14 protein-coding genes are annotated in these 18,938 nt (G+C 68.8%); 8 read left to right on the top strand and 6 right to left on the bottom strand.

The window, feature by feature from the left end:
* Positions 1 to 5: 5 nt before the first annotated feature.
* The 5 genes from csb2 to ACFQUV_RS02140 all read left to right on the top strand — a co-directional run bounded on the left by csb2 (position 6) and on the right by ACFQUV_RS02140 (position 6,063).
* Positions 6 to 2,165 carry a type I-U CRISPR-associated protein Csb2 gene (gene csb2 / locus ACFQUV_RS02160; RefSeq protein WP_378394061.1) on the top strand — a complete coding sequence of 720 codons (2,160 nt, stop codon included), beginning with the start codon at positions 6 to 8 and terminating at the stop codon, positions 2,163 to 2,165.
* Between the two features lie 101 nt (positions 2,166 to 2,266).
* Positions 2,267 to 3,970 (top strand): CRISPR-associated endonuclease Cas1, encoded by a 1,704-nt coding sequence (gene cas1, locus ACFQUV_RS02155; protein ID WP_129611637.1) that lies wholly within the window; start codon positions 2,267 to 2,269, stop codon positions 3,968 to 3,970.
* Between the two features lie 131 nt (positions 3,971 to 4,101).
* Complete coding sequence (cas2, locus tag ACFQUV_RS02150) at positions 4,102 to 4,395, top strand: CRISPR-associated endonuclease Cas2 (protein WP_207211623.1); 294 nt, start codon at positions 4,102 to 4,104, stop codon at positions 4,393 to 4,395.
* A 245-nt stretch (positions 4,396 to 4,640) separates the two neighbouring features.
* Entirely contained in the window at positions 4,641 to 5,222 is a 582-nt protein-coding gene (locus tag ACFQUV_RS02145; RefSeq protein WP_207211622.1) for a ParB/Srx family N-terminal domain-containing protein, read from the top strand.
* A 190-nt stretch (positions 5,223 to 5,412) separates the two neighbouring features.
* Positions 5,413 to 6,063 carry a TetR/AcrR family transcriptional regulator gene (locus tag ACFQUV_RS02140; RefSeq protein WP_129611636.1) on the top strand — a complete coding sequence of 217 codons (651 nt, stop codon included), beginning with the start codon at positions 5,413 to 5,415 and terminating at the stop codon, positions 6,061 to 6,063.
* A gap of 216 nt (positions 6,064 to 6,279) precedes the next feature.
* Here ACFQUV_RS02140 and ACFQUV_RS02135 read toward each other — a convergent pair whose 3' ends face one another.
* From ACFQUV_RS02135 to ACFQUV_RS02110, 6 genes are all read right to left on the bottom strand, one after another.
* Positions 6,280 to 7,986, bottom strand: a complete 1,707-nt coding sequence (locus ACFQUV_RS02135) for an AMP-binding protein (protein WP_129611635.1) — start codon at positions 7,984 to 7,986, stop codon at positions 6,280 to 6,282.
* A complete protein-coding gene (locus ACFQUV_RS02130; RefSeq protein WP_129611634.1) occupies positions 7,964 to 8,920 on the bottom strand; it encodes a hydroxymethylglutaryl-CoA lyase in 957 nt (318 codons plus the stop codon). Before ACFQUV_RS02130 ends, ACFQUV_RS02135 begins: the two co-directional genes overlap by 23 nt.
* Positions 8,917 to 10,944, bottom strand: coding sequence for a biotin carboxylase N-terminal domain-containing protein (locus tag ACFQUV_RS02125; protein WP_129611633.1), 2,028 nt, complete (start codon positions 10,942 to 10,944; stop codon positions 8,917 to 8,919). Before ACFQUV_RS02125 ends, ACFQUV_RS02130 begins: the two co-directional genes overlap by 4 nt.
* A 9-nt stretch (positions 10,945 to 10,953) precedes the next feature.
* The gene (locus ACFQUV_RS02120; RefSeq protein WP_129611632.1) at positions 10,954 to 11,745 is read right to left on the bottom strand and encodes an enoyl-CoA hydratase/isomerase family protein; all 792 of its coding nucleotides are present in this window, start codon (positions 11,743 to 11,745) and stop codon (positions 10,954 to 10,956) included.
* A gap of 6 nt (positions 11,746 to 11,751) precedes the next feature.
* On the bottom strand, positions 11,752 to 13,296 hold the full coding sequence (locus tag ACFQUV_RS02115) for a carboxyl transferase domain-containing protein (protein ID WP_280176775.1): 1,545 nt from the start codon (positions 13,294 to 13,296) through the stop codon (positions 11,752 to 11,754).
* A 77-nt stretch (positions 13,297 to 13,373) separates the two neighbouring features.
* Positions 13,374 to 14,582, bottom strand: a complete 1,209-nt coding sequence (locus ACFQUV_RS02110) for an isovaleryl-CoA dehydrogenase (RefSeq protein WP_129611630.1) — start codon at positions 14,580 to 14,582, stop codon at positions 13,374 to 13,376.
* A 568-nt stretch (positions 14,583 to 15,150) separates the two neighbouring features.
* On the opposite strand from ACFQUV_RS02110, the gene ACFQUV_RS02105 reads away from it, so the two are divergent.
* From ACFQUV_RS02105 to ACFQUV_RS02095, 3 genes are read left to right on the top strand one after another with little or no spacing between them, the layout of a single operon-like run.
* Entirely contained in the window at positions 15,151 to 15,999 is an 849-nt protein-coding gene (locus ACFQUV_RS02105) for an ABC transporter ATP-binding protein (RefSeq protein WP_129611629.1), read from the top strand.
* Positions 15,996 to 17,939: a long-chain fatty acid--CoA ligase gene (locus ACFQUV_RS02100; protein ID WP_129611628.1), complete on the top strand. Its 1,944-nt coding sequence runs from the start codon at positions 15,996 to 15,998 to the stop codon at positions 17,937 to 17,939. The genes ACFQUV_RS02105 and ACFQUV_RS02100 overlap by 4 nt, the downstream gene beginning before the upstream one ends.
* A gap of 6 nt (positions 17,940 to 17,945) precedes the next feature.
* Positions 17,946 to 18,839 carry a branched-chain amino acid ABC transporter permease gene (locus tag ACFQUV_RS02095; protein WP_129611627.1) on the top strand — a complete coding sequence of 298 codons (894 nt, stop codon included), beginning with the start codon at positions 17,946 to 17,948 and terminating at the stop codon, positions 18,837 to 18,839.
* Positions 18,840 to 18,938: the final 99 nt, after the last annotated feature.

The following is an 18,938-nucleotide window of genomic DNA, read 5'->3' as shown; positions in this document are numbered from 1 at the left end:
TGACGATGAGTCGCTTTCTCCTGTTCGAGATCAGGCTGCACGACGCGCGCTGGCACGGTGCGGACGAATGGCCGCCTTCGCCGTTCCGGCTGTTCCAGGCGCTGGTCGCCGCCGCAGCGCGCGGCGCGGCGATCGGTCCGGCCGAGCAGGCTGCGCTGGAGGCGCTGGAGCGTGCGCCGGCCCCGATCGTCGCGGTGCCGCGGAGCCGGCCGGGCCAAGCCGTCAAGCTCTACGTTCCCAACAACGATCTCGACACGGTGGGCGGCGATCCCGCCCGCATCGGCAGCATTCGCGCACCGAAGCGGGTGCAGCCGATGCTGTTCGAGGCGCCGGGCGTATTTCTCGTCGCCTGGCCGGTCGAGGGGCTTGCCGAGACCGAGCTGGCGACGATCGGCCGGATCGCTGCGCGCCTGTATCAGTTCGGTCGCGGCGTCGACATGGCGTTTGCCCGCGCCGAGGTGGTCTCCGTCGAGACACTGGAGGAGCGCCTCGCCCGTCATGCGGGCCCCGTCCATCGCCCGAGGGGGGGCCGGGAGGGGGTGACGCTACGCTGTCCCAGCAGCGGCTCGCTCCAGTCCTTGGTCATAAGGCACCAAGGGTTCGCCGGCCGGCTGAAGGTGAGCGGACAACTGCGCCAGGCGCCGCCGGCGCGCTTCCGCATGGTCGCCTACGATTGCCCGCCGACCCGGGTCCTGTTCGAGCTCGCCGCACCGCCGGACAGCGGCCGCCCGTTCCGTCCGTGGCCGCTCGAACGCTGTGCCGAGCTGGCGGCGCGGCTCCGCGATCTCGCGGCGGCGCGCCTCCTGCACGATGCGACATCGGCGCGAGCCGCACAGGTCGAGCGTCTGCTGATCGGCCGCGGCGCCGGCGAGGCCGACAAGCCACAGCGTGTGCGTATCGTGCCGTTGCCGTCGATCGGCATGGCGCAGACCGATCCGTCGATCCGCCGCGTTCTGGTGGAGGTGCCGCCCGATTGCCCGATCCCGGCCGCCGATGTTGCCTGGGCGTTCTCCGGCCTCGATCTCGGAGTCGACCCGGACACCGGCGAGGTCGTCGACCACCGCGCCGCCACGCTGGTGCGATCCGACGACACGGCGATGTTGCGCCACTACCGTCCTGGCCGTCATGCCGAGCGCGATGCCGCCACTGTGTGGCGCACCGTCACGCCGGTGGCGCTGCCGATCCGCCGGGCAGCCGGCCGTGTCGGCGGAGCGGCGCGCCGCGAACGCGAGGGAGCGGCGGCTGCGGCGGTGAACGACGCGCTGCGGCATGCCGGGCTGCGCCGTGCCGAAGTCGTCCGTCTTCAGCGCGAGCCGTTCTCGGCTCGCGGTGCGCGCGCCGAGGCGTTCTCGGCCGGCTCGCGGTTCGACGCCGCGCGCCTGTGGCATCTGGAGATCGCGTTGAAAGAGCCCGTGCGGGCCCCGCTGGTGATCGGGGACGGTCGTTTCGTCGGGCTCGGCCTGATGGCCCCGGCCCGCGACGAGCTTCAGCCCCGGCGATGGCGGCTTGCCGTCGAGACGGCGCAGCCGATCCCGACCACCGACGCGCTGAGCTTCGCCGAGGCGGTTCGCGCCGCGCTGATGGGACGATGGCGGGTCGATCATGGCGACGCCTTGCCGAGCTGGTTGTCCGGTCACGACGCGAGTGGTGGTGTGCTTCGCGCAGGCGCTCCCGCGCATCTGTTCATCGTGCCGTACGATGCCGACCGTGATGGCCGCATCGACGCCGTCGAGATCATCGTGCCGCCGGGGGCGTCCGAGCGGGAAACCCGCGACGTCGGCCGGCTGGTGAGCAGCCTGCACGTCGTCGTGCGCAACGGCGTCCGCGCGGCGACAGTGGTGGCCGTCACGGCGGCAGTGCCGGCGCAGGGGCGGGTCTGGCGAAGCCGGACCCCTTATTTGCTCACTCGCTTTCCCAAGGGCGGCGATCTGGAGAGCGTCGTCGCGGCCGACCTGATTCGCGAATGCCGCCGAGCCGACCTGCCGACGCCGCGGATCGAAGTGCTGCACCAGGCGCCCGCTGGTTGGACGGTGCGGCGTGAGGCACCTCAGTTCGACCGTTGCGGCTGGCTCGCCACACTCGCTTTCGCGGTGGCGGTCGAAGGTCCATTCTGCCTCGGGCGCCACCGTCACTTCGGGATGGGCGCGTTCGAGGGGGTGGAGTAGCCCAGGCGGCGAACGACTGATGTGCGGGGTGGGGGCTGGACGCTGCCGGCGCCTCCCGCTTTAATGAGTCGTCGGCTGATTTTGCGACCCAAGGGTGTGTCATGGCGACCCAGCTCTCGTTCGACCTGCCGGCGCCGCCGGCGACGGCCGAGACGCCGCTGGTGCCGGTGCGCATGGTCAACGAGTGGGTCTATTGCCCGCGGCTCGCGTTCCTCGAATGGGTAGACGGCGAGTGGGCCGACTCGGACGATACCGAGCAGGGACGCCGCGCCCATGTGCGTGTCGACGCCGGCGGCGGGCGGCTGCCGGCCGCCGAGGCCGTCGACGACAAGCCCGACTTTTCGGTCCGCTCCGTGATGCTTGCCTCGGAGAGGCTCGGCATCGTCGCCAAGATGGACCTGGTGGAAGGCGAGGACGGCACCGTCACGCCGGTCGACACCAAGAAGGGCAAGCGGCCGCATGTCGCCGAGGGTGCCTACGCGCCGGAGCGCGTGCAGGTATGCGCCCAGGCGCTGATTCTGGAGGACGCCGGCTACCGTGTGACCGAGGGCGCGATCTGGTACGCCGGCTCGCGCGAGCGGGTGCGCGTCGCGCTGGACGAGGCGCTGCGCGGAGAAACCCGCACCGCGATCGCGCAGCTCCGTCTCGCGGCCGCCGCCGGCAGGCTGCCGCCGCCGCTGCTCGACAGCCCGAAATGCACCAAGTGCTCGCTCGCCGGCATCTGCCTGCCCGACGAGGTGTCGTTCTTCCGCAAGGGCCTGGCGCCGCGCCCGCTCAACCCATCCGCCGACGCGGCGCTGCCGCTCTATGTGCAGGAGCCCGGCGCGCGGGTGCGAAAATCCGGCGAGACGCTGGTGATCGAGACCGACGAGCAGAAGGCCGAGGTGCCGATCGGCGAGGTCTCCGCCTTGGTGCTGCACGGCCCGGTGTCGGTGACCGGGCCGACCGTCGCGGCGCTGCTGCGCGAGGAGATTCCGGTCACCTGGGCGTCGGCGGGCGGCTGGGTGCTGGGCCATACGGTGTCGACCGGCCACCGCAATGTGAGCCTGCGCATCGTTCAGTATCGCGCCGCCTTCGACGAGCGCCGCGCGCTCGCCTTTTCGCGCACCCTCGTGGCGGCGAAGATCAGGAACGCCCGCGTCTTCCTGCGTCGCAACTTCAAGGCCGGCGACGAGGCCGTCCGCGACGGCGCCCTCGAGGCGATGGCGCGGCTCGCCGACCGTGCCCTGCATGTGCCGACCGAGGCGGAGCTGTTGGGGATCGAAGGCGAGGCGGCGGCGCGCTATTTCCGGCTGTTCGACACCATGCTGGGCGAGACCGCTCGCGGCTTTCCGGCCTTCGCGTTCGACAAGCGTACGCGCCGCCCGCCCGCCGATCCGGTCAACGCCATGCTGTCGTTCGCCTACGCGCTGCTCACCCGCACCTGGCACACGGTGCTGTCGGGCGTCGGCTTCGATCCGTATCTCGGCTTCTATCACAAGCCGCGCTTCGGCCGCGCCGCGCTCGCTCTCGACATGATGGAGCCGTTCCGGCCGATCCTCGCCGACTCGACCGTCATCCAGGTGATCAACAACGGCGAGGTGAAGCCGGACGGCTTCTACGCCGCCGGCCCCGCCGTCAACCTGAAGCCGGTCGCCAAGCGCGCCTTCATCGCCGCCTACGAGCGCCGCCTCGACCAGGAGGTGACGCATCCGGTGTTCGGCTATCGGGTGGCGATGCGGCGGCTGCTCGAGGTGCAGGCGCGGCTGCTCGGTCGCCATCTCGCCGGCGAGATCGATGCCTATCCGCACTATCTGGTGCGCTGAGAGATGGCCGGGGGCGCCGCGATCTCCGCATCCGCGTCGCCTGTTCTCGATGCGGGCGACGCAGAGCGGCGACGGTTGCCGCGTGACGCCGGATCGCGCGGGCCGGCCCATCTCGGCCGCGGGAGGCGAGGGTGATCGAGGAGCGGCTCTATGTGGTCACCTACGACATCGCCGACGAGAAGCGGTGGCGCCGGGTGTTCAAGCTGATGCATGGCTATGGCCGCTGGCTCCAGCTCTCGGTCTTTCAGTGCCGGCTGACGGCGCGTCGCCGCGTCGAGCTGGCGCTGCGACTGGAGGAGATCATCCGCACCGACCACGATCATGTGCTCATCCTCGACCTCGGTCCGGCCGACAAGATCGACCCGCGGGTGGAGAGCTTGGGAAAGACGTTCCAGCCGGTGCAGCGGAGCGCCGTGGTGATATAGGGCCAGGCGCGGGCGAGGCTCGCCGCCGAGGCGCTCGATCAGCCCGAAGAACGGACATTCGGATTCGATCTGGCCGGAACTTGCGTCACGGTTTGTCGAGACGGTCGCGCGTTCGCCGATCGGCTGGTGGTGCAGGCAGCTTTGTAATTCTAGAATAGTGGCGTTTGTCTTCTGATTCTGTGCGAATCGGGAACAAGAGGCGAATCGAGTCCTCCGGGGCCGCCGGGTCGATGGGCGGCCGCAATGTGTACACGTTGTTCGGAGTGTGGTGCCGTGTCGGTTTCTGCGCCCAAGATCGAGATGCGACGGACATCGTCGCTGCGGCCCTATACCGGAAATGCCCGACGGCATTCGAAGAAGCAGGTCCGGCAGATCGCCGACAGCATCAAGCGGTCGGTTTCACCAACCCGGTGCTGATCAGCGACGACGGCGAGATCATCGCTGGACACGGCCGGGTGATGGCGGCCGCCCAGCTCGGACTCGGGGAAGTGCCGACCCTCAAGCTGTCCCATTTGTCGGCGGGCGAGCGGCGCGCCTATGTCCTCGCCGACAACAAGCTCGCCTTGAACGCGGGGTGGGACACCGAGATCCTGGCGATCGAGCTTCAAGCCTTGATCGACCTGGACTTCGACGGGTCGGTGACGGGCTTCTCGCTGGCGGACGCCGATCTCGCCCTCGACCAGGCCCGCGAAAGCGCGCCCGACGCCGCCGAGGGTTCGGACTTGGTGTGCAACGGTTGGCGCGGCCAGGGTCAAGCGGCGCGGGCGACGGGAACGAAAGGACGCCAATTCCAGGGTAGCAACGCGGCCAAGTCGGTGTTCTTGTGACGACCGTTGACGGTCGGCTACGTGCCTTCGCAGCGATGTCTGCATCCTGCGATGCCGACCCCTTCGTCTGGACTGCCGATCAACGCAAATCCTCGCCGTCGTCAACCTTGGGTGCAAAGTGTTAGACTCGATCTGCGGGCTTCGGCCGCGTGGGGGTGTCCGTTTCGAGGGAGCCCCGAGGGGAGGGACGATGGGCCGCAAGGCCGGGTCTAATGGGCAGCGCACGGCTGCCGCCATCCGACGCGTCGGGCTACGGCTGATCTATCGCCGCGGCTTCGAGGCGATGAGCCTGCGCGAGTTGGCGGCCGAAGTCGGGATCCAGGCCGCCTCGCTCTACAATCATATCCGCACCAAGCAGGACCTGTTGTTCGACCTGATCCGCGAGCACATGGAGGCTCTGCTGGCGCAAACCGATGCCGCGCTGGGTGCCGCGCCGGCGGCTGTGTCCGAGCGCCTCTACGCGTTCATCACCCACCACATCCTCTATCATCTGGAAAAAAAACAGGAGGTGTTCATCGCCAACTTCGAGTTGCGCGCGCTGGAGCCCTCCCATTACGCGACGATCGTCGCCATGCGCCGGGCCTACGAGGGTCGGCTGATCGCGCTACTCGACGCGGGCGTGGCGGCCGGCGAGTTCGAGATCCGCGACACCCGCGTCACCGCCTACGCCATCCTGGCCATGCTGACCGGCGCCTGCACTTGGTACAAGCCGGAAGGCCGGTTGACCAAGGCCGAGGTGGTGGAGCTGCACACCCACATGGTGCTGCACGGCTGTATCGGCCGACTGCCGGGGGCGGCCGACCCCCGGTCGACGCGGCCTGCCGGTGTCCGGACCGCCTGAACAGAAGTCCGTTGCGATCGATGCTCGGCGCCTTTCGCGGCCACTCGTCGCCTGCCCGGCCGCCCTCCGCAAGCAGATCAGCGTCTTCCGCTTCCCACGGTGATCGGCTGCACGCGGACCCGGACTCGATCGAGAACCTCGGCCCGATTCATGACGCTCCAGGTCATCCAGGCGCCACCGTTCCCGGATACCTGAGTCCATCACCCGGAAAGCGTCTCACGCCGTCTCGGCGCGCTTAAGGCCGAGCTGGTCCTCCACCGTCTGGCGCATCATGAACTTCTGGGTCTGGCCGGTGACGGGCATCGGGAACGCGTCGACGAACTGGATATAGCGCGGGATCTTGTGGTTGGCGATCTGCCCCTCGCAGAAGGCACGCACCTCGTCGTCTGACATCGTCTCGCCCTCCCGCAGCCGGATCCAGGCGCACAGCTCCTCGCCGTACTTGGCGTCGGCGACGCCGAACACCTGCACCTCCTGGACCTTGGGGTGGCGGAACAGGAACTCCTCGACCTCGCGCGGATAGACGTTCTCGCCGCCGCGGATCACCATGTCCTTGACGCGGCCGACGATGTTGCAGAAGCCCTCGGCGTCGAGGGTGGCGAGGTCGCCAGTGTGCATCCAGCGCGCCGCGTCGACCACCTCCGCCGTCTTCCCGGTGTCGTCCCAATAGCCGAGCATCACCGAATAGCCGCGGGTGCACAGCTCGCCGGGCCGGCCGCGCGGCACCACGTGGCCCTCGGCGTCGACGATCTTGACCTCGAGGTGCGGATGCACCCGGCCGACCGTGGTGACGCGCCGCTCCAGCGGATCGTCGACGGCGCTCTGGAAGCTCACCGGGCTGGTCTCGGTCATGCCGTAGCAGATGGTGACCTCGCGCATGTTCATACGCTCGACGACGCGCTGCATCACCTCGATCGGGCACGGCGCGCCGGCCATCACGCCGGTGCGCAGCGAGCCGAGGTCGAAGCGTGCGAACTCGGGATGGTCCAGCTCGGCGATGAACATGGTCGGCACACCATAGAGCGCCGTGCAGCCTTCCGCCTGAACGGCTTCCAGCGTCGCCAGCGGGTCGAAGCCCTCGCCGGGATAGACCATGGTGGCACCATGCGTCAGCGCCGCGAGATTGCCGATCACCATGCCGAAGCAGTGGTAGAGCGGGACCGGGATGCAGATGCGGTCAGCCCTCGTCAGCCGGAGGGCGCGGCCGATGAAATAACCGTTGTTGAGGATGTTGTGGTGGGTCAGCGTCACGCCCTCGGGCGAGCCGGTGGTGGCGTTGGTGAACTGGATGTTGACGGCGTCGTCGAACTGAATCCGGCCGGCGAGGTGGCGCAGCGTGTCGCGCTCGGCCGCGCCGCCTTTTGTCCCGATCTCCTCGAAGAGGAGAGTGCCCGGTACGGCCGGCCCTCCGATCTGGATCACCATGCGCAGGTGCGGCAGGCGCTCGGCGGTCAGCCGACCCGGCTCCGAGGCTGCCAGCTCCGGCGCCAGCTTGTTGACCATCCCCAAATAATCGCTGGTCTTGAACGCGGTCGCCGTCACCAGGGCCTTGCAGCCCACCTTGTTGAGGGCGAACTCCAGCTCGGTCGATCGGTAGGCCGGGTTGATGTTGACCAGGATCAGCCCCGCCTTTGCCGCGGCGAACTGGGTCAGCGTCCATTCCGCGCGGTTGAGCGACCAGATGCCGATGCGCTCGCCGCGCTCGAGGCCGAGCGCGAGCAGGCCCGCGGCGAAGGCCTCCGCGCGTTCTTTGAGCTCGCGCCACGTCCAGCGGATGTTTTGCCCCCGCGCGATCAGGGCGATCTCGTCGCCCCAACTTGCCGCGGCGCGGTCCAGCGCTTCGCCGATCGTGAAGCCGAGCAGCGGTTCCTCGGCCGTGCCACTGACGTAGCTCGGCGCCTCACGGATCGACTCTTTGGCCATCGCATCCTCCCTGAGTCTTGCTTGTTTCGGGCGGCTGCCGGGCGGCCAGCGCCCGCGCCACTCTCGAGGCGGGTTCCCGGCCGAGCTGGCGCGAGACGAGTTGCCCGGCCGTGGCGAGGGCGCGCAGATCGACGCCGGTCGCGATACCCATGCCGCCGAGCATGTAGACGACATCTTCGGTCGCGACGTTGCCGCTGGCGCCCGGCGCATAGGGGCAGCCGCCGAGGCCGGCGACCGCGCTGTCGATCACCGCAACGCCCAGCTCCAGACAGGCAAGGATGTTCGCGAGCGCCTGGCCAAAGGTGTCGTGGAAGTGCAGCGCGAGCTTTTCGGGTGGTACATCGGTCGCCACGCGCTCGACCATCCGCCGGGCCTTAAGCGGGGTGCCGACGCCGATCGTGTCGCCGAGCGAGACCTCGAAGCAGCCCATTTTGATCAAGGCGCTTGCGACCTCGGCCACGGCATCTGCGGAAATCTCGCCCTCGTAGGGGCAGCCGAGCGTGCAGGAGACATAGCCGCGCACCCTCAAGCCGGCGTTTTGCGCGCGCTCCACGACCGGCGTGAAGCGCTCGAAGCTCTCCGCGATCGAGCAGTTGATGTTGCGCTCGGCGAAGCTCTCGGAGGCCGAGCCGAACACCGCGATCTCGCGCACGCCGCAGGCGAGGGCGCGCTCCAACCCTTGCAGGTTCGGCACCAGCACGGGGTACGCGACCTCCGGCCGCGGGCGCAGCCGGGCCAACACCGCGCTCGTGTCGGCCATCTGCGGCACCCACTTCGGCGACACGAAGCTGCCGGCCTCGATGCTGGTCAGGCCGGCATCGGCGAGGGCCTCGATAAGCGAAGCCTTGGCGTCCGTCGGCACCATCCCGGGTTCGTTCTGCAGCCCGTCGCGAGGACCCACCTCGACCACGCGTACCCGCGCCGGATAGCTCATGGCACCGCCTCCGCGGCGGCATCTGTTGCGAAGGTGACCAGCTCGGTGCCTTCTTCGACCATGTCGTCCTCGGTGTGGCGGACCTCGGCGACCGTGCCACCGAGCGGCGCGCGCAGCGTGATTTCCATCTTCATCGCCTCGATCACAACCAGCGCCGCGTTGGCCTCGACGACGTCGCCGGGCTCGACCAGCACGCGGGCGACCCGGCCCGGCACCGGGGCGGTGACGCGCTCGGCGCCCGCCGTGTCAGTGCGCGGCGGGGCGAGCGGATCCTCCTGCATCAGAACGTGATTGCGGCCGGAGAAGATCACCGTCAGCTCGGCGCCGCGGCGAACCACGCGGAAGCGCCGCGACACGCCGTCGAGGACGACGCGCGTCCCCGCCTCGTCCTCGGCCAACGTCGCCTGGACCGATCCGCTGGGCAGGTGCAGGCGAAAACCGCTTTCACCGAGCGGATGAGTGCGCAGCGCGACGGCGGGAGCATCGCCGTGGCGGAAGTGCAGGTCCTGATAGCCGTCGCCGTTCATCCGCCACGCATCGCCCGCGGCCCAGGGCGACCACGGATCGCCGCTCGCCGCGGTCTGCGCTGCGATGGCGGCGCGCTCCGCGTGTACGGTGGTCAGCGCGGCCGCGGCCCACACCGCGGCATCCAGCGCGTCGTCCTCTGCCGCGGGCATCAAGTCGGCGGCGTGGCGGGCGATGAAGCTGGTGTCGAACGCTCCCGCCGAGAAAGAGGGATGCGCCGCAATCGTGCGCAGCAGGCCGAGATTGGTGGTGACGCCCACCACCTCGTACTCGGCCAGCGCCACTGCCAGTTGACGCACAGCGGTCACGCGGTCCTCCCCCCACACGATCAGCTTGGCGATCATCGGGTCGTAGTTGGGGGTGATCTGGTCGCCTTGGACGACGCCGGTGTCGACCCGCACCCGGCCCGGCACCTCGCAAGGTTGGCGCAGGTGGGCGAGCGTCCCCACCGCGGGTAAAAAATCCCGCGCCGGATCCTCGGCGTACACCCGCGCCTCGATGGCGTGGCCGCGGAGATCGAGGTGATCCGCACCCTGCGGCAGCGGCTCGCCGGCCGCGACGCGCAGCTGCCACTCCACGAGGTCGAGGCCCGTGACCATCTCCGTCACGGGGTGCTCGACTTGCAGGCGCGTGTTCATCTCCATGAAGTAGAAGGCGTCGCCCTCCGCGATGAACTCCACCGTGCCGGCGCCGACGTAGCCCACCGCGCGTGCCGCCGCGACCGCAGCCTCGCCCATCGCCTTGCGCCGCAATGGATCCATGCCGGGGGCGGGCGCCTCCTCGATCACCTTCTGGTGCCGGCGCTGGATCGAGCAGTCGCGCTCGAACAGCGAGACGGTGTGCCCCTGCGTGTCGGCGAAAACTTGGATCTCGATGTGCCGCGGCCGGGTCAGGTACTTTTCGACCAGCACGCGGTCGTCGCCGAACGAGGCGAGCGCCTCGCGCTTGGCGCCGTTGATGGCGGCCTGGATCTCGCTCGGTGAAGCGACGATTCGCATGCCCTTGCCGCCGCCACCGGCCGAGGCCTTGATCAGCACCGGATAGCCGATGCGCTCGGCTGCCTCCTCGAGCACCGCGAGGTGCTGGTCGGCGCCGTGATAGCCGGGCACTAGCGGCACGCCGGAGCGCTCCATCAACGCTTTCGACTCGGCTTTGGACCCCATGGCGCGAATCGCCGCCACCGGCGGGCCGATGAAAACCAGGTCTGCCGCCGCGCAGGCCGCCGCGAACGCCGCGTTCTCCGACAAGAAGCCGTAGCCGGGGTGGATCGCCTCGGCGCCCGAGCGGCGGGCGACCTCCAGGATCTTCTCGGCATTTAGATAGCTCTGGCGGGCAGATGCTGGCCCGATCGGCCACGCCTCGTCGGCGAGCCGCATGTGCCGCGCCGATGCATCGGCTTCGGAATAGACGGCGACGGTCGTGATGCCCAGCCGGCGGGCGGTGGCGATCACCCGGCAGGCGATTTCGCCGCGGTTGGCGATGAGGACTTTGCGGAACATGGCGCCACCTCAGGGTTCGCGCCGCCACGCGGGCGGGCGCTTGTCGAGGAAAGCCGCGATGCCCTCGCGGCCTTCCCCGGAGGCGCGGCGCAACGCGATGCGCCGGCAGGTCTCTTCCCCCAGCGCGCCATCCAACGACCGCCCCTGGCACAGGAAGACGAGATCCTTGGCATCGGCCTGGGCGCCCGGCGCACCCTGCAGGATCGCGCTCAGTGCCGTCTCGCCCGCGGCTTCCAGCGCATCCTCGGGCACCACCTCGTGCACCAGCCCGATATCCTTTGCGCGCAAGGCCGAAATCACCTCGGCGGTCTGGAACAGGCGGCGGGCCCAGCGCGCGCCAATGGCGGCGATGACATAGGGGCTGATGGTTGCAGGCGTCAGCCCGAGCTTGACCTCGCTCAGGCCGAAGCTCGCACGTTCCGAGGCGATGGCGACGTCGCAGCAGGCAACGAGCCCGACGCCGCCGCCATAGGCCGCGCCCTGCACCAACGCCACGGTCGGCTTGGGCACCCGGTCGAGCGTGTGCATCAACTCCGCCAGCCCGCGAGCGTCCTTCAGGTTCGCCTCGAACGAAAGGGTTGCCATCCGCCGCATCCAGTCGAGGTCGGCGCCGGCCGAGAAGCTGCGACCGCGGCTCGCCAGCACCACGGCGCGGACCCTGGCGTCATTGCCGAGGCGGCGCAGCGCTGCCGTCAAGTCTGCGATCAGTGCGTCATCAAAGGCGTTGTGGCGATCGGGGCGGTCGAGGGTGAGCCTGGCGATGCCGCGCGCGTCCACCGCTTCTTGAAAGGTGCTGCTCATCGTTACCTACATCCGGAACAGGCCGAAGCGGGTCTGCGGTATCGGCGCGTTGAGGCTGGCCGAGAGGCCGAGGGCCAGCACGCGCCGCGTGTCGGCCGGGTCGATCACGCCGTCGTCCCACAGGCGCGAACTGGAATAATAGGGATGGCCCTGGGTCTCGTACTGCGCGCGGACCGGCGCCTTGAACGCTTCCTCGTCGTCACTCGACCACGAGCCGCCACGCGCCTCGATGCCCTCGCGCCGCACCGTGGCCAGCACGGAGGCCGCCTGCTCGCCGCCCATCACGCCGATGCGCGCGTTCGGCCACATCCACAGGAACCGCGGCGAATAAGCGCGGCCGCACATGCCGTAGTTGCCGGCTCCGAAGCTGCCGCCGATGATTACCGTGAACTTCGGCACCGCGGCGGTGGCGACGGCCGTGACCATCTTGGCGCCGTCCTTGGCGATGCCGCCGGCCTCGTAGCGCTTGCCCACCATGAAGCCGGTGATGTTCTGCAGGAAGACCAGCGGCACGCAGCGCTGCGCGCACAGCTCGACGAAATGCGCGCCTTTCTGCGCGCTCTCCGAGAACAGGATGCCGTTGTTGGCGACAATGCCGACCGGATAGCCCCAGACATGGGCGAAGCCGCACACCAGCGTCGGGCCGTAGAGCCGTTTGAACTCGTCGAACTCGCTGCCGTCGGTGATACGCGCGATGACCTCGCGCACGTCGTAGGGCGTGCGCAGATTTGCCGGCACGACGGCGTAAACCTCGTCCGCGGCGTAGCGCGGCTCGACCGGCCGGCGCAGCTCGACCGCCGGCCGCTTCACCGCGTTGAGGCTGGCGACGATGCGGCGCGCGATGCCGAGAGCATGCGCGTCGTTCTCGGCGTAGTGGTCGGTGACGCCCGAGGTGCGGCTGTGCACGTCGGCGCCGCCGAGCTCCTCGGCACTGACAACCTCGCCGGTCGCGGCCTTCACCAGCGGCGGGCCGGCGAGGAAGATGGTGCCCTGGTTGCGGACGATCACGGTCTCGTCCGACATCGCCGGCACATAGGCGCCGCCGGCCGTGCACGAGCCCATCACCACGGCGATCTGGGCGATGCCTTCGGCCGACATGGTGGCCTGGTTGAAGAAGATCCGGCCGAAGTGATCACGTCCCGGGAACACCTCGTCCTGGCTGGGCAGGTTGGCGCCGCCGCTGTCGACGAGATAGATGCACGACAGCCGGTTCTGCAGCGCGATCTCTTGCGCCCGCAGGTGTTTCTGCACGGTCATCGGAAAGTAACTGCCGCCCTTCACGGTGGCGTCGTTGGCGATGATCATGCACTCGCGACCGGCGACGCGGCCGATGCCGGTGACGATGCCGGCCGACGGCACCTCGCCGCCGTACAGGCCGTGCGCGGCGAGCTGGCCGACCTCCAGGAACGGCGACAGCGGATCGATCAGCGCCCGGATGCGGTCGCGCGGCAGCAGCTTGCCGCGGGCGAGGTGACGCTTGCGCGCGACCTCGTCGCCGCCGAGGCGGGCGCGCCCGGCGGTCTGGCGCAAGTCGTCCACCAGCGCGCGCATGGCTGCGGTATTTGCGCGGGCTTCGGCAGAGGTGGGGTCGAGGGTCGAGTCGATCGCCGGCACGCCTCGTGCTCCCTTCAGGCCGCCTCGTCGAACAGCTCGCGGCCGATCAGCATCCGCCGGATCTCGCTGGTGCCGGCGCCGATCTCGTAGAGCTTGGCGTCGCGCAGCAGGCGGCCGGTGGGATAGTCGTTGATGTAGCCGTTGCCGCCGAGCGCCTGGATCGCCTCCAGCGCCATCCAGGTCGCCTTCTCGGCGGCGAACAGGATCGCGCCGGCCGCGTCCTTGCGCGTCGCCTGGCCGCGGTCGCAGGCCCGCGCCACCGCGTAGACGTAGGCGCGCGCGGCGTTCGTCACCGTGTACATGTCGGCGAGCTTGGCCTGCATCAGCTGGAACTCGCCGATCGCCTTGCCGAACTGCTTGCGCTCGTGGACGTAGGGCAACACGACATCCAGGCACGCCTGCATGATGCCGAGCGGGCCGGCGGCCAGCACGGCGCGCTCGTAATCGAGGCCGCTCATCAGCACGTTGACGCCGCGCCCGACCTCGCCGAGCACGTTCTCCTCGGGTACTTCGCAGTCCTGAAACACCAGCTCGCAGGTGTTGGAGCCGCGCATGCCGAGCTTGTCGAGCTTCTGCGCGCTGGAGAAACCTGCAAATCCCCTCTCGACCAGGAACGCGGTGATGCCGCGCGGCCCGGCCGCGGGGTCGGTCTTGGCGTAGACCACCAGCACGTCGGCGTCGGGGCCGTTGGTGATCCACATCTTCGAGCCGTTCAGCACGTAGCGGTCGCCGCGCTTGTCGGCCTTCAGGCGCATGCCGACGACATCCGAGCCTGCGCCGGGCTCGGACATCGCCAGTGCGCCGACGTGCTCGCCGGAGATCAGCCGGGGCAGGTAGCGGCGCTTCTGCTCTGGCGAAGCGTTGCGACGGATCTGGTTGACGCAAAGGTTGGAGTGCGCGCCGTAAGAGAGACCCACTGAGGCCGAGGCGCGGCTGATTTCCTCCATCGCCACGACGTGTTCCAGATAGCCGACGCCGGCGCCCCCGAACTCCTCCTCGACCGTGACGCCGAGCAGGCCGAGGTCACCGAGCTTGCGCCAGAGGTCGGCCGGGAACGTGTTGGTCGCGTCGATTTCGGCGGCGCGCGGCGCGATCTCGTCCGCGGCGAAGCGGGCGACTGCGGCGCGCAGGGCGTCAGCGGTCTCGCCGAGGCCGAAGTCCAGTCCTTGAAGGCCGAGGCCCGGCAGGCTGTTCGGCTGGCGGTTTGGCAGGCTGTCGGACATGATCAGTCTCCTTCCCCGCGATCCTCACGGCCGTTCGCCGGCCTTGTGTTACCGACTAACGTGCGTTAGTTTCCGGGGTGGTTGCAAGTGAAATTCGTGCCGAAAGTGTGAAACGTCGGCTGGCGAGCGTGACGAAAAGCGCGCCGGCAGGCGCGGGTGGATCGACACGGAAACCGACCAAGTTGCTGAGATTGATCCGCCACCACTCGGTCTGGAGCGTCGCCGTCAGCCGGCGCGAGCTAAAGAACGGTCGGGTCGTGAACAGTTCATCTGACCCGTGCTGCATCGCAGCACACCTGCGGCGACCCGTGCCGCACCGCGGGGCACCTGCGACCATGGGATGAGTTCCGAATTGCTTCTTACAGTTTGATTCCCGGCGCGAAGCTGGGCACCATCTGGAAAAGCGCGGGGAAACAACCGGGCTCCACGATCACAAGAGCGGCGCCATGCCGCCGAAGACGGACCGATCAGGTTCGCGAGGGGTGAGAAACGCGTTTTGCGGCACCGGGGCGCCAACGGGCCATGCGCCCGTGTGTCTCGCCGAGGCCGCCGGGAGGAGGGCACAGGGATGACGGCACAGACGCCGCTCCTGGAGGTGCGCGGGGTGTCGCTGCGCTTCGGCGGAGTTCGGGCGCTGAACGGGGTAGGCTTTTCGGTCGCCCCGGGCGAGTTGTTCTCGATCATCGGACCGAACGGGTCCGGCAAGACCTCGATGGTCAACTGCATCTCGGGCCGCTACGTCCCGAGCGAAGGTCAGATTCTCTTCAAAGGCACCAATATTTCCGGGCAGTTGCCGAACGCGCGGGCGACGCTCGGGATCGGCCGCACGTTCCAGAACCTCGCGCTGTTCCATCACATGACGGTGCTCGACAACATCATGATCGGGCGCCATCACCTGCTGAGGAACAACTTCCTCACCGGGGCGCTCTACTGGCTCGGCGCCCGCAAGGAGGAACTCGAGCATCGCCGGCGGGTCGAGGAGATCATCGACTTCCTCGACCTCCAGTCGGTCCGCAAGGCGGTCGCCGGCACGCTGTCCTACGGGCTGCGCAAGCGCGTCGAGGTCGCCCGCGCGATGGCGCTGGAGCCGACCCTGATCCTCCTCGACGAGCCGATGGCCGGCATGAACCTCGAGGAGAAGGAGGACATGGCCCGCACCATCGTCGACCTCAACGAGGAGTTCGACATGACGGTGATCATGATCGAGCACGACATGGGCGTGGTGGCCGACATCTCGCACCGAGTGATGGTGCTGGAGCTGGGCTACAAGATCGCCGAGGGCCTGCCCGCCGACGTGCTCGCCGACCCGCACGTGAAGCGCGCCTATCTGGGCGAGACCGACGACGAGGGCGCGCGCGCCGCCGCCCCGCCCGCTGCCGAAACGGCGGCCGAGACCGACGCACGGGTCGGCGCATGATCGACTACGCAAGTCGCATCGCGCAGGCCGACACCTTTCCGAAGCTCCTGCGCCTCAACGCGTTCGAGAATCCGGACGACGTCGCTTTGCGCGAGAAGGATCTCGGCATCTGGAAGAGCTTTTCCTGGGCCGACTACCACGCCCGGGTGCGCGATTTCTCGCTCGGACTGCTCGATCTCGGGATCGGCCGCGGCGACGTCATCGGGCTGATCGGCGACAACCGTCCCGACTGGGTGGCCGGCCAGATCGCCGCCCACGCGCTCGGCGCGATGAGCCTCGGCATCTATCGCGACGTGCTCGAGGACGAACTCGAATACCTCCTGAGCAACGGTGAGGCCAAGGTGGTGTTCGCCGAAGACGAGGAGCAGGTCGACAAGCTGCTCGGCGTCGGCGAGCGGGTGCCCTCGATGAAACACATCGTCTATTCCGACCCGCGCGGGATGCGGAAATACGACGATCCGCGGCTCCTCTCGGCCGAGGCGCTGGCGAAGCGTGGCCGCGACCGGCACGCCCGCGAGCCCGGCCTCTACGACCGCCTGGTCGACGCGACCGAGGGGGAAGCCGTGGCCGTGCTGTGCACCACGTCCGGCACCACGGCGCGGCCCAAGATCGCCATGCTGTCGGCGGTGCGCACGCTCCGGCACGCCGCCGCGTATCTCGGCTGCGACCCGAAGGAGCCCGGCGACGATTACGTCTCGGTGCTGCCGCTGCCGTGGATCATGGAGCAGGTCTACGTGTTCGGGAAGGCGCTGCTGTCGCGCATGACGGTGAACTTCGTCGAAGAACCCGACACGATGATGCACGATTTTCGTGAAATCGCGCCGACCTTCGTGCTGTTCGCGCCGCGGGTGTGGGAGGCGATCGCGGCCGACGTGCGCGCCCGCATCATGGATTCGACGCCGCTCAAGCGGAAGCTCTACGAGATCGGCCTGAAGGCCGGACTCGCCGCGCAGGCGCGCGGAAACCGCTCGCTGCTGGCCGAGATCCTGGTGTTCCGGGCGCTGCGCGACCGGCTCGGTTTCACGCGATTGCGCTCGGCCGCGACCGGCGGCGCCGCGCTCGGCCCGGACACGTTCCGCTTCTTCCTCGCGCTCGGGGTGCCGCTCCGCCAGATCTACGGGCAGACCGAGCTGCTCGGCGCCTACGTGACGCACCGCGTCGGCGAGGTCGATCCCGACTCGGTCGGCGTCGCGATGTCGAACGAGGTCGAGATCCGCATCGACGAGCCCGACAAGAACGGCCTCGGCGAGGTGGTGGCGCGGCACGCCAACATGTTCCACGGCTACTTCAAGGCCCCGGAGGCGACCGCGGCCGACATCCGCAACGGCTGGATGTACACCGGCGACGCAGGCTACTTTGATCCGAACGGCCGGCTGGTGGTGATCGACCGTAAGAAGGATCTCGCCGAGACCTCCGACGGCAGCCAGTTCTCGCCGCAGTACATCGAGAACAAGCTGAAGTTCTCGCCCTACGTGGCCGAGGCGGTGGTGCTCGGCGCCGGCCGGTCGGCGATCGCCGCGATGATCTGCATCCGCTTCTCGATTGTCTCCAAGTGGGCCGAGAAGAACCGCATCGCCTTCACGACCTACACCGACCTCTCCGCCAAGCCCGAGGTCTACGACCTCTTGCGCGCCGAGGTAGAGGGCGTCAACGCGACGCTGCCGCCGCACCAGCGCATCGCGCGTTTCCTCCTCCTCTACAAGGAGCTCGACGCCGACGACGACGAACTGACGCGCACCCGCAAAGTACGGCGCGGCGTCATCAACGAGCGCTACGCCACGATCATCGAGGCGCTCTACGGCGGCGACCGCGAAATTCCGGTCGACACCGTGATCCGCTTCCAGGACAGCACGACGCAGCGCATCCGCACGCGGCTGGCGGTCGTCGATCTCGTGGGCGGAACGGCGGCGGCCCCGGTGGCCGCGGTCGCGGCAGAGTGACAGGCAATGAACACCGCGCTCCTGGTCCAGCTCCTCGTCAACGGCCTGATCGTCGGCACGCTCTACGGCGTCGTCGCGATGTCGTTCGTGCTGATCTACAAGGCCACAAAGGTGGTCAACTTCGCGCAGGGCGAGTTCCTGCTGATCGGCGCCTGGATGTGCTGGGGGCTCCTCGTCCGCTTCCAGGTACCGTTCTGGCTCGGCATGCCGGTCACGCTTCTGTTCATGCTGCTATTCGGTATCGCGCTGCAGGTGCTGGTGCTGCGGCCGATGATCGGCGAGCCGGTGATTTCGGTCATCATGGTCACGATCGGCCTGTCGACCGTGTTCCAGGCGCTAATGAAATGGATCTTCGGCACCAACCTGCAGCCGTTCCCGCCGGTGTTCCAGACTCAGGCGATCGACGTGCTAGGCCTGCAGATCCAGACCGTCTACCTGATGAGCCTCGCGGTGTCGATCGCCATGATGGGCGGCATGGCATGGTTCTTCTCGGTGTCCAAGCACGGCCTCGCTATGCGGGCGACCGCGTTCGACCAGCAGGTCGCGCAGTCGCTCGGCATCTCGGTCAAGAGCGTGTTCGCGATGGCGTGGGCGATCTCGGCGGTGGTGTCGGCGGTCGCCGGCGTGGTGGTGGCGGTCGTCAACGGCGTCTCGTCCGGGCTGTCGGGCTACGGCATCAAGGTGTTTCCCGCCGCGATTCTCGGCGGTCTCGACAGCGTCGGCGGCGCGGTGCTCGGCGGCGTCATCATCGGGATACTGGAAAATCTCGCCCATTTCGTCGACAGCCAGTGGCTGCACTGGGGCAATCTCTACGAGGTCGCGCCGTTCTACGTGCTGATCATCATCCTGATGATCAAGCCGTACGGGCTGTTCGGCACCAAGGACATCGAGCGGGTGTGAGGATGGGGCGCCGGATCGGAACATCCGACAGAGTCGTTACCGTTGGAAGCCCTCCACCCGCACCCCGCCCCTTCCCCGCCACGCGCTCGGCGCGCGGGG

The organism is Rhodoplanes sp. P11 (assembly GCF_964266735.1).
Taxonomy (GTDB): Bacteria; Pseudomonadota; Alphaproteobacteria; order Rhizobiales; family Xanthobacteraceae; genus Rhodoplanes; species Rhodoplanes serenus.
The sequence above is the reverse complement of the archived record's forward strand: the minus strand, read 5'-3'. Positions and strand labels throughout refer to the sequence as shown.

What these genes read in the sequence shown, in the direction of transcription:
- csb2 (WP_378394061.1), top strand. Translation starts at nt 6, where the DNA reads ATGAGTCGCTTTCTCCTGTTCGAGATCAGGCTGCACGACGCGCGCTGG.
- cas1 (WP_129611637.1), top strand. Translation starts at nt 2,267, where the DNA reads ATGGCGACCCAGCTCTCGTTCGACCTGCCGGCGCCGCCGGCGACGGCC.
- ACFQUV_RS02140 (WP_129611636.1), top strand. Translation starts at nt 5,413, where the DNA reads ATGGGCCGCAAGGCCGGGTCTAATGGGCAGCGCACGGCTGCCGCCATC.
- ACFQUV_RS02135 (WP_129611635.1), bottom strand. Translation starts at nt 7,986, where the DNA reads ATGGCCAAAGAGTCGATCCGTGAGGCGCCGAGCTACGTCAGTGGCACG.
- ACFQUV_RS02130 (WP_129611634.1), bottom strand. Translation starts at nt 8,920, where the DNA reads ATGAGCTATCCGGCGCGGGTACGCGTGGTCGAGGTGGGTCCTCGCGAC.
- ACFQUV_RS02125 (WP_129611633.1), bottom strand. Translation starts at nt 10,944, where the DNA reads ATGTTCCGCAAAGTCCTCATCGCCAACCGCGGCGAAATCGCCTGCCGG.
- ACFQUV_RS02120 (WP_129611632.1), bottom strand. Translation starts at nt 11,745, where the DNA reads ATGAGCAGCACCTTTCAAGAAGCGGTGGACGCGCGCGGCATCGCCAGG.
- ACFQUV_RS02115 (WP_280176775.1), bottom strand. Translation starts at nt 13,296, where the DNA reads ATGCGCGCGCTGGTGGACGACTTGCGCCAGACCGCCGGGCGCGCCCGC.
- ACFQUV_RS02110 (WP_129611630.1), bottom strand. Translation starts at nt 14,582, where the DNA reads ATGTCCGACAGCCTGCCAAACCGCCAGCCGAACAGCCTGCCGGGCCTC.
- ACFQUV_RS02105 (WP_129611629.1), top strand. Translation starts at nt 15,151, where the DNA reads ATGACGGCACAGACGCCGCTCCTGGAGGTGCGCGGGGTGTCGCTGCGC.
- ACFQUV_RS02100 (WP_129611628.1), top strand. Translation starts at nt 15,996, where the DNA reads ATGATCGACTACGCAAGTCGCATCGCGCAGGCCGACACCTTTCCGAAG.
- ACFQUV_RS02095 (WP_129611627.1), top strand. Translation starts at nt 17,946, where the DNA reads ATGAACACCGCGCTCCTGGTCCAGCTCCTCGTCAACGGCCTGATCGTC.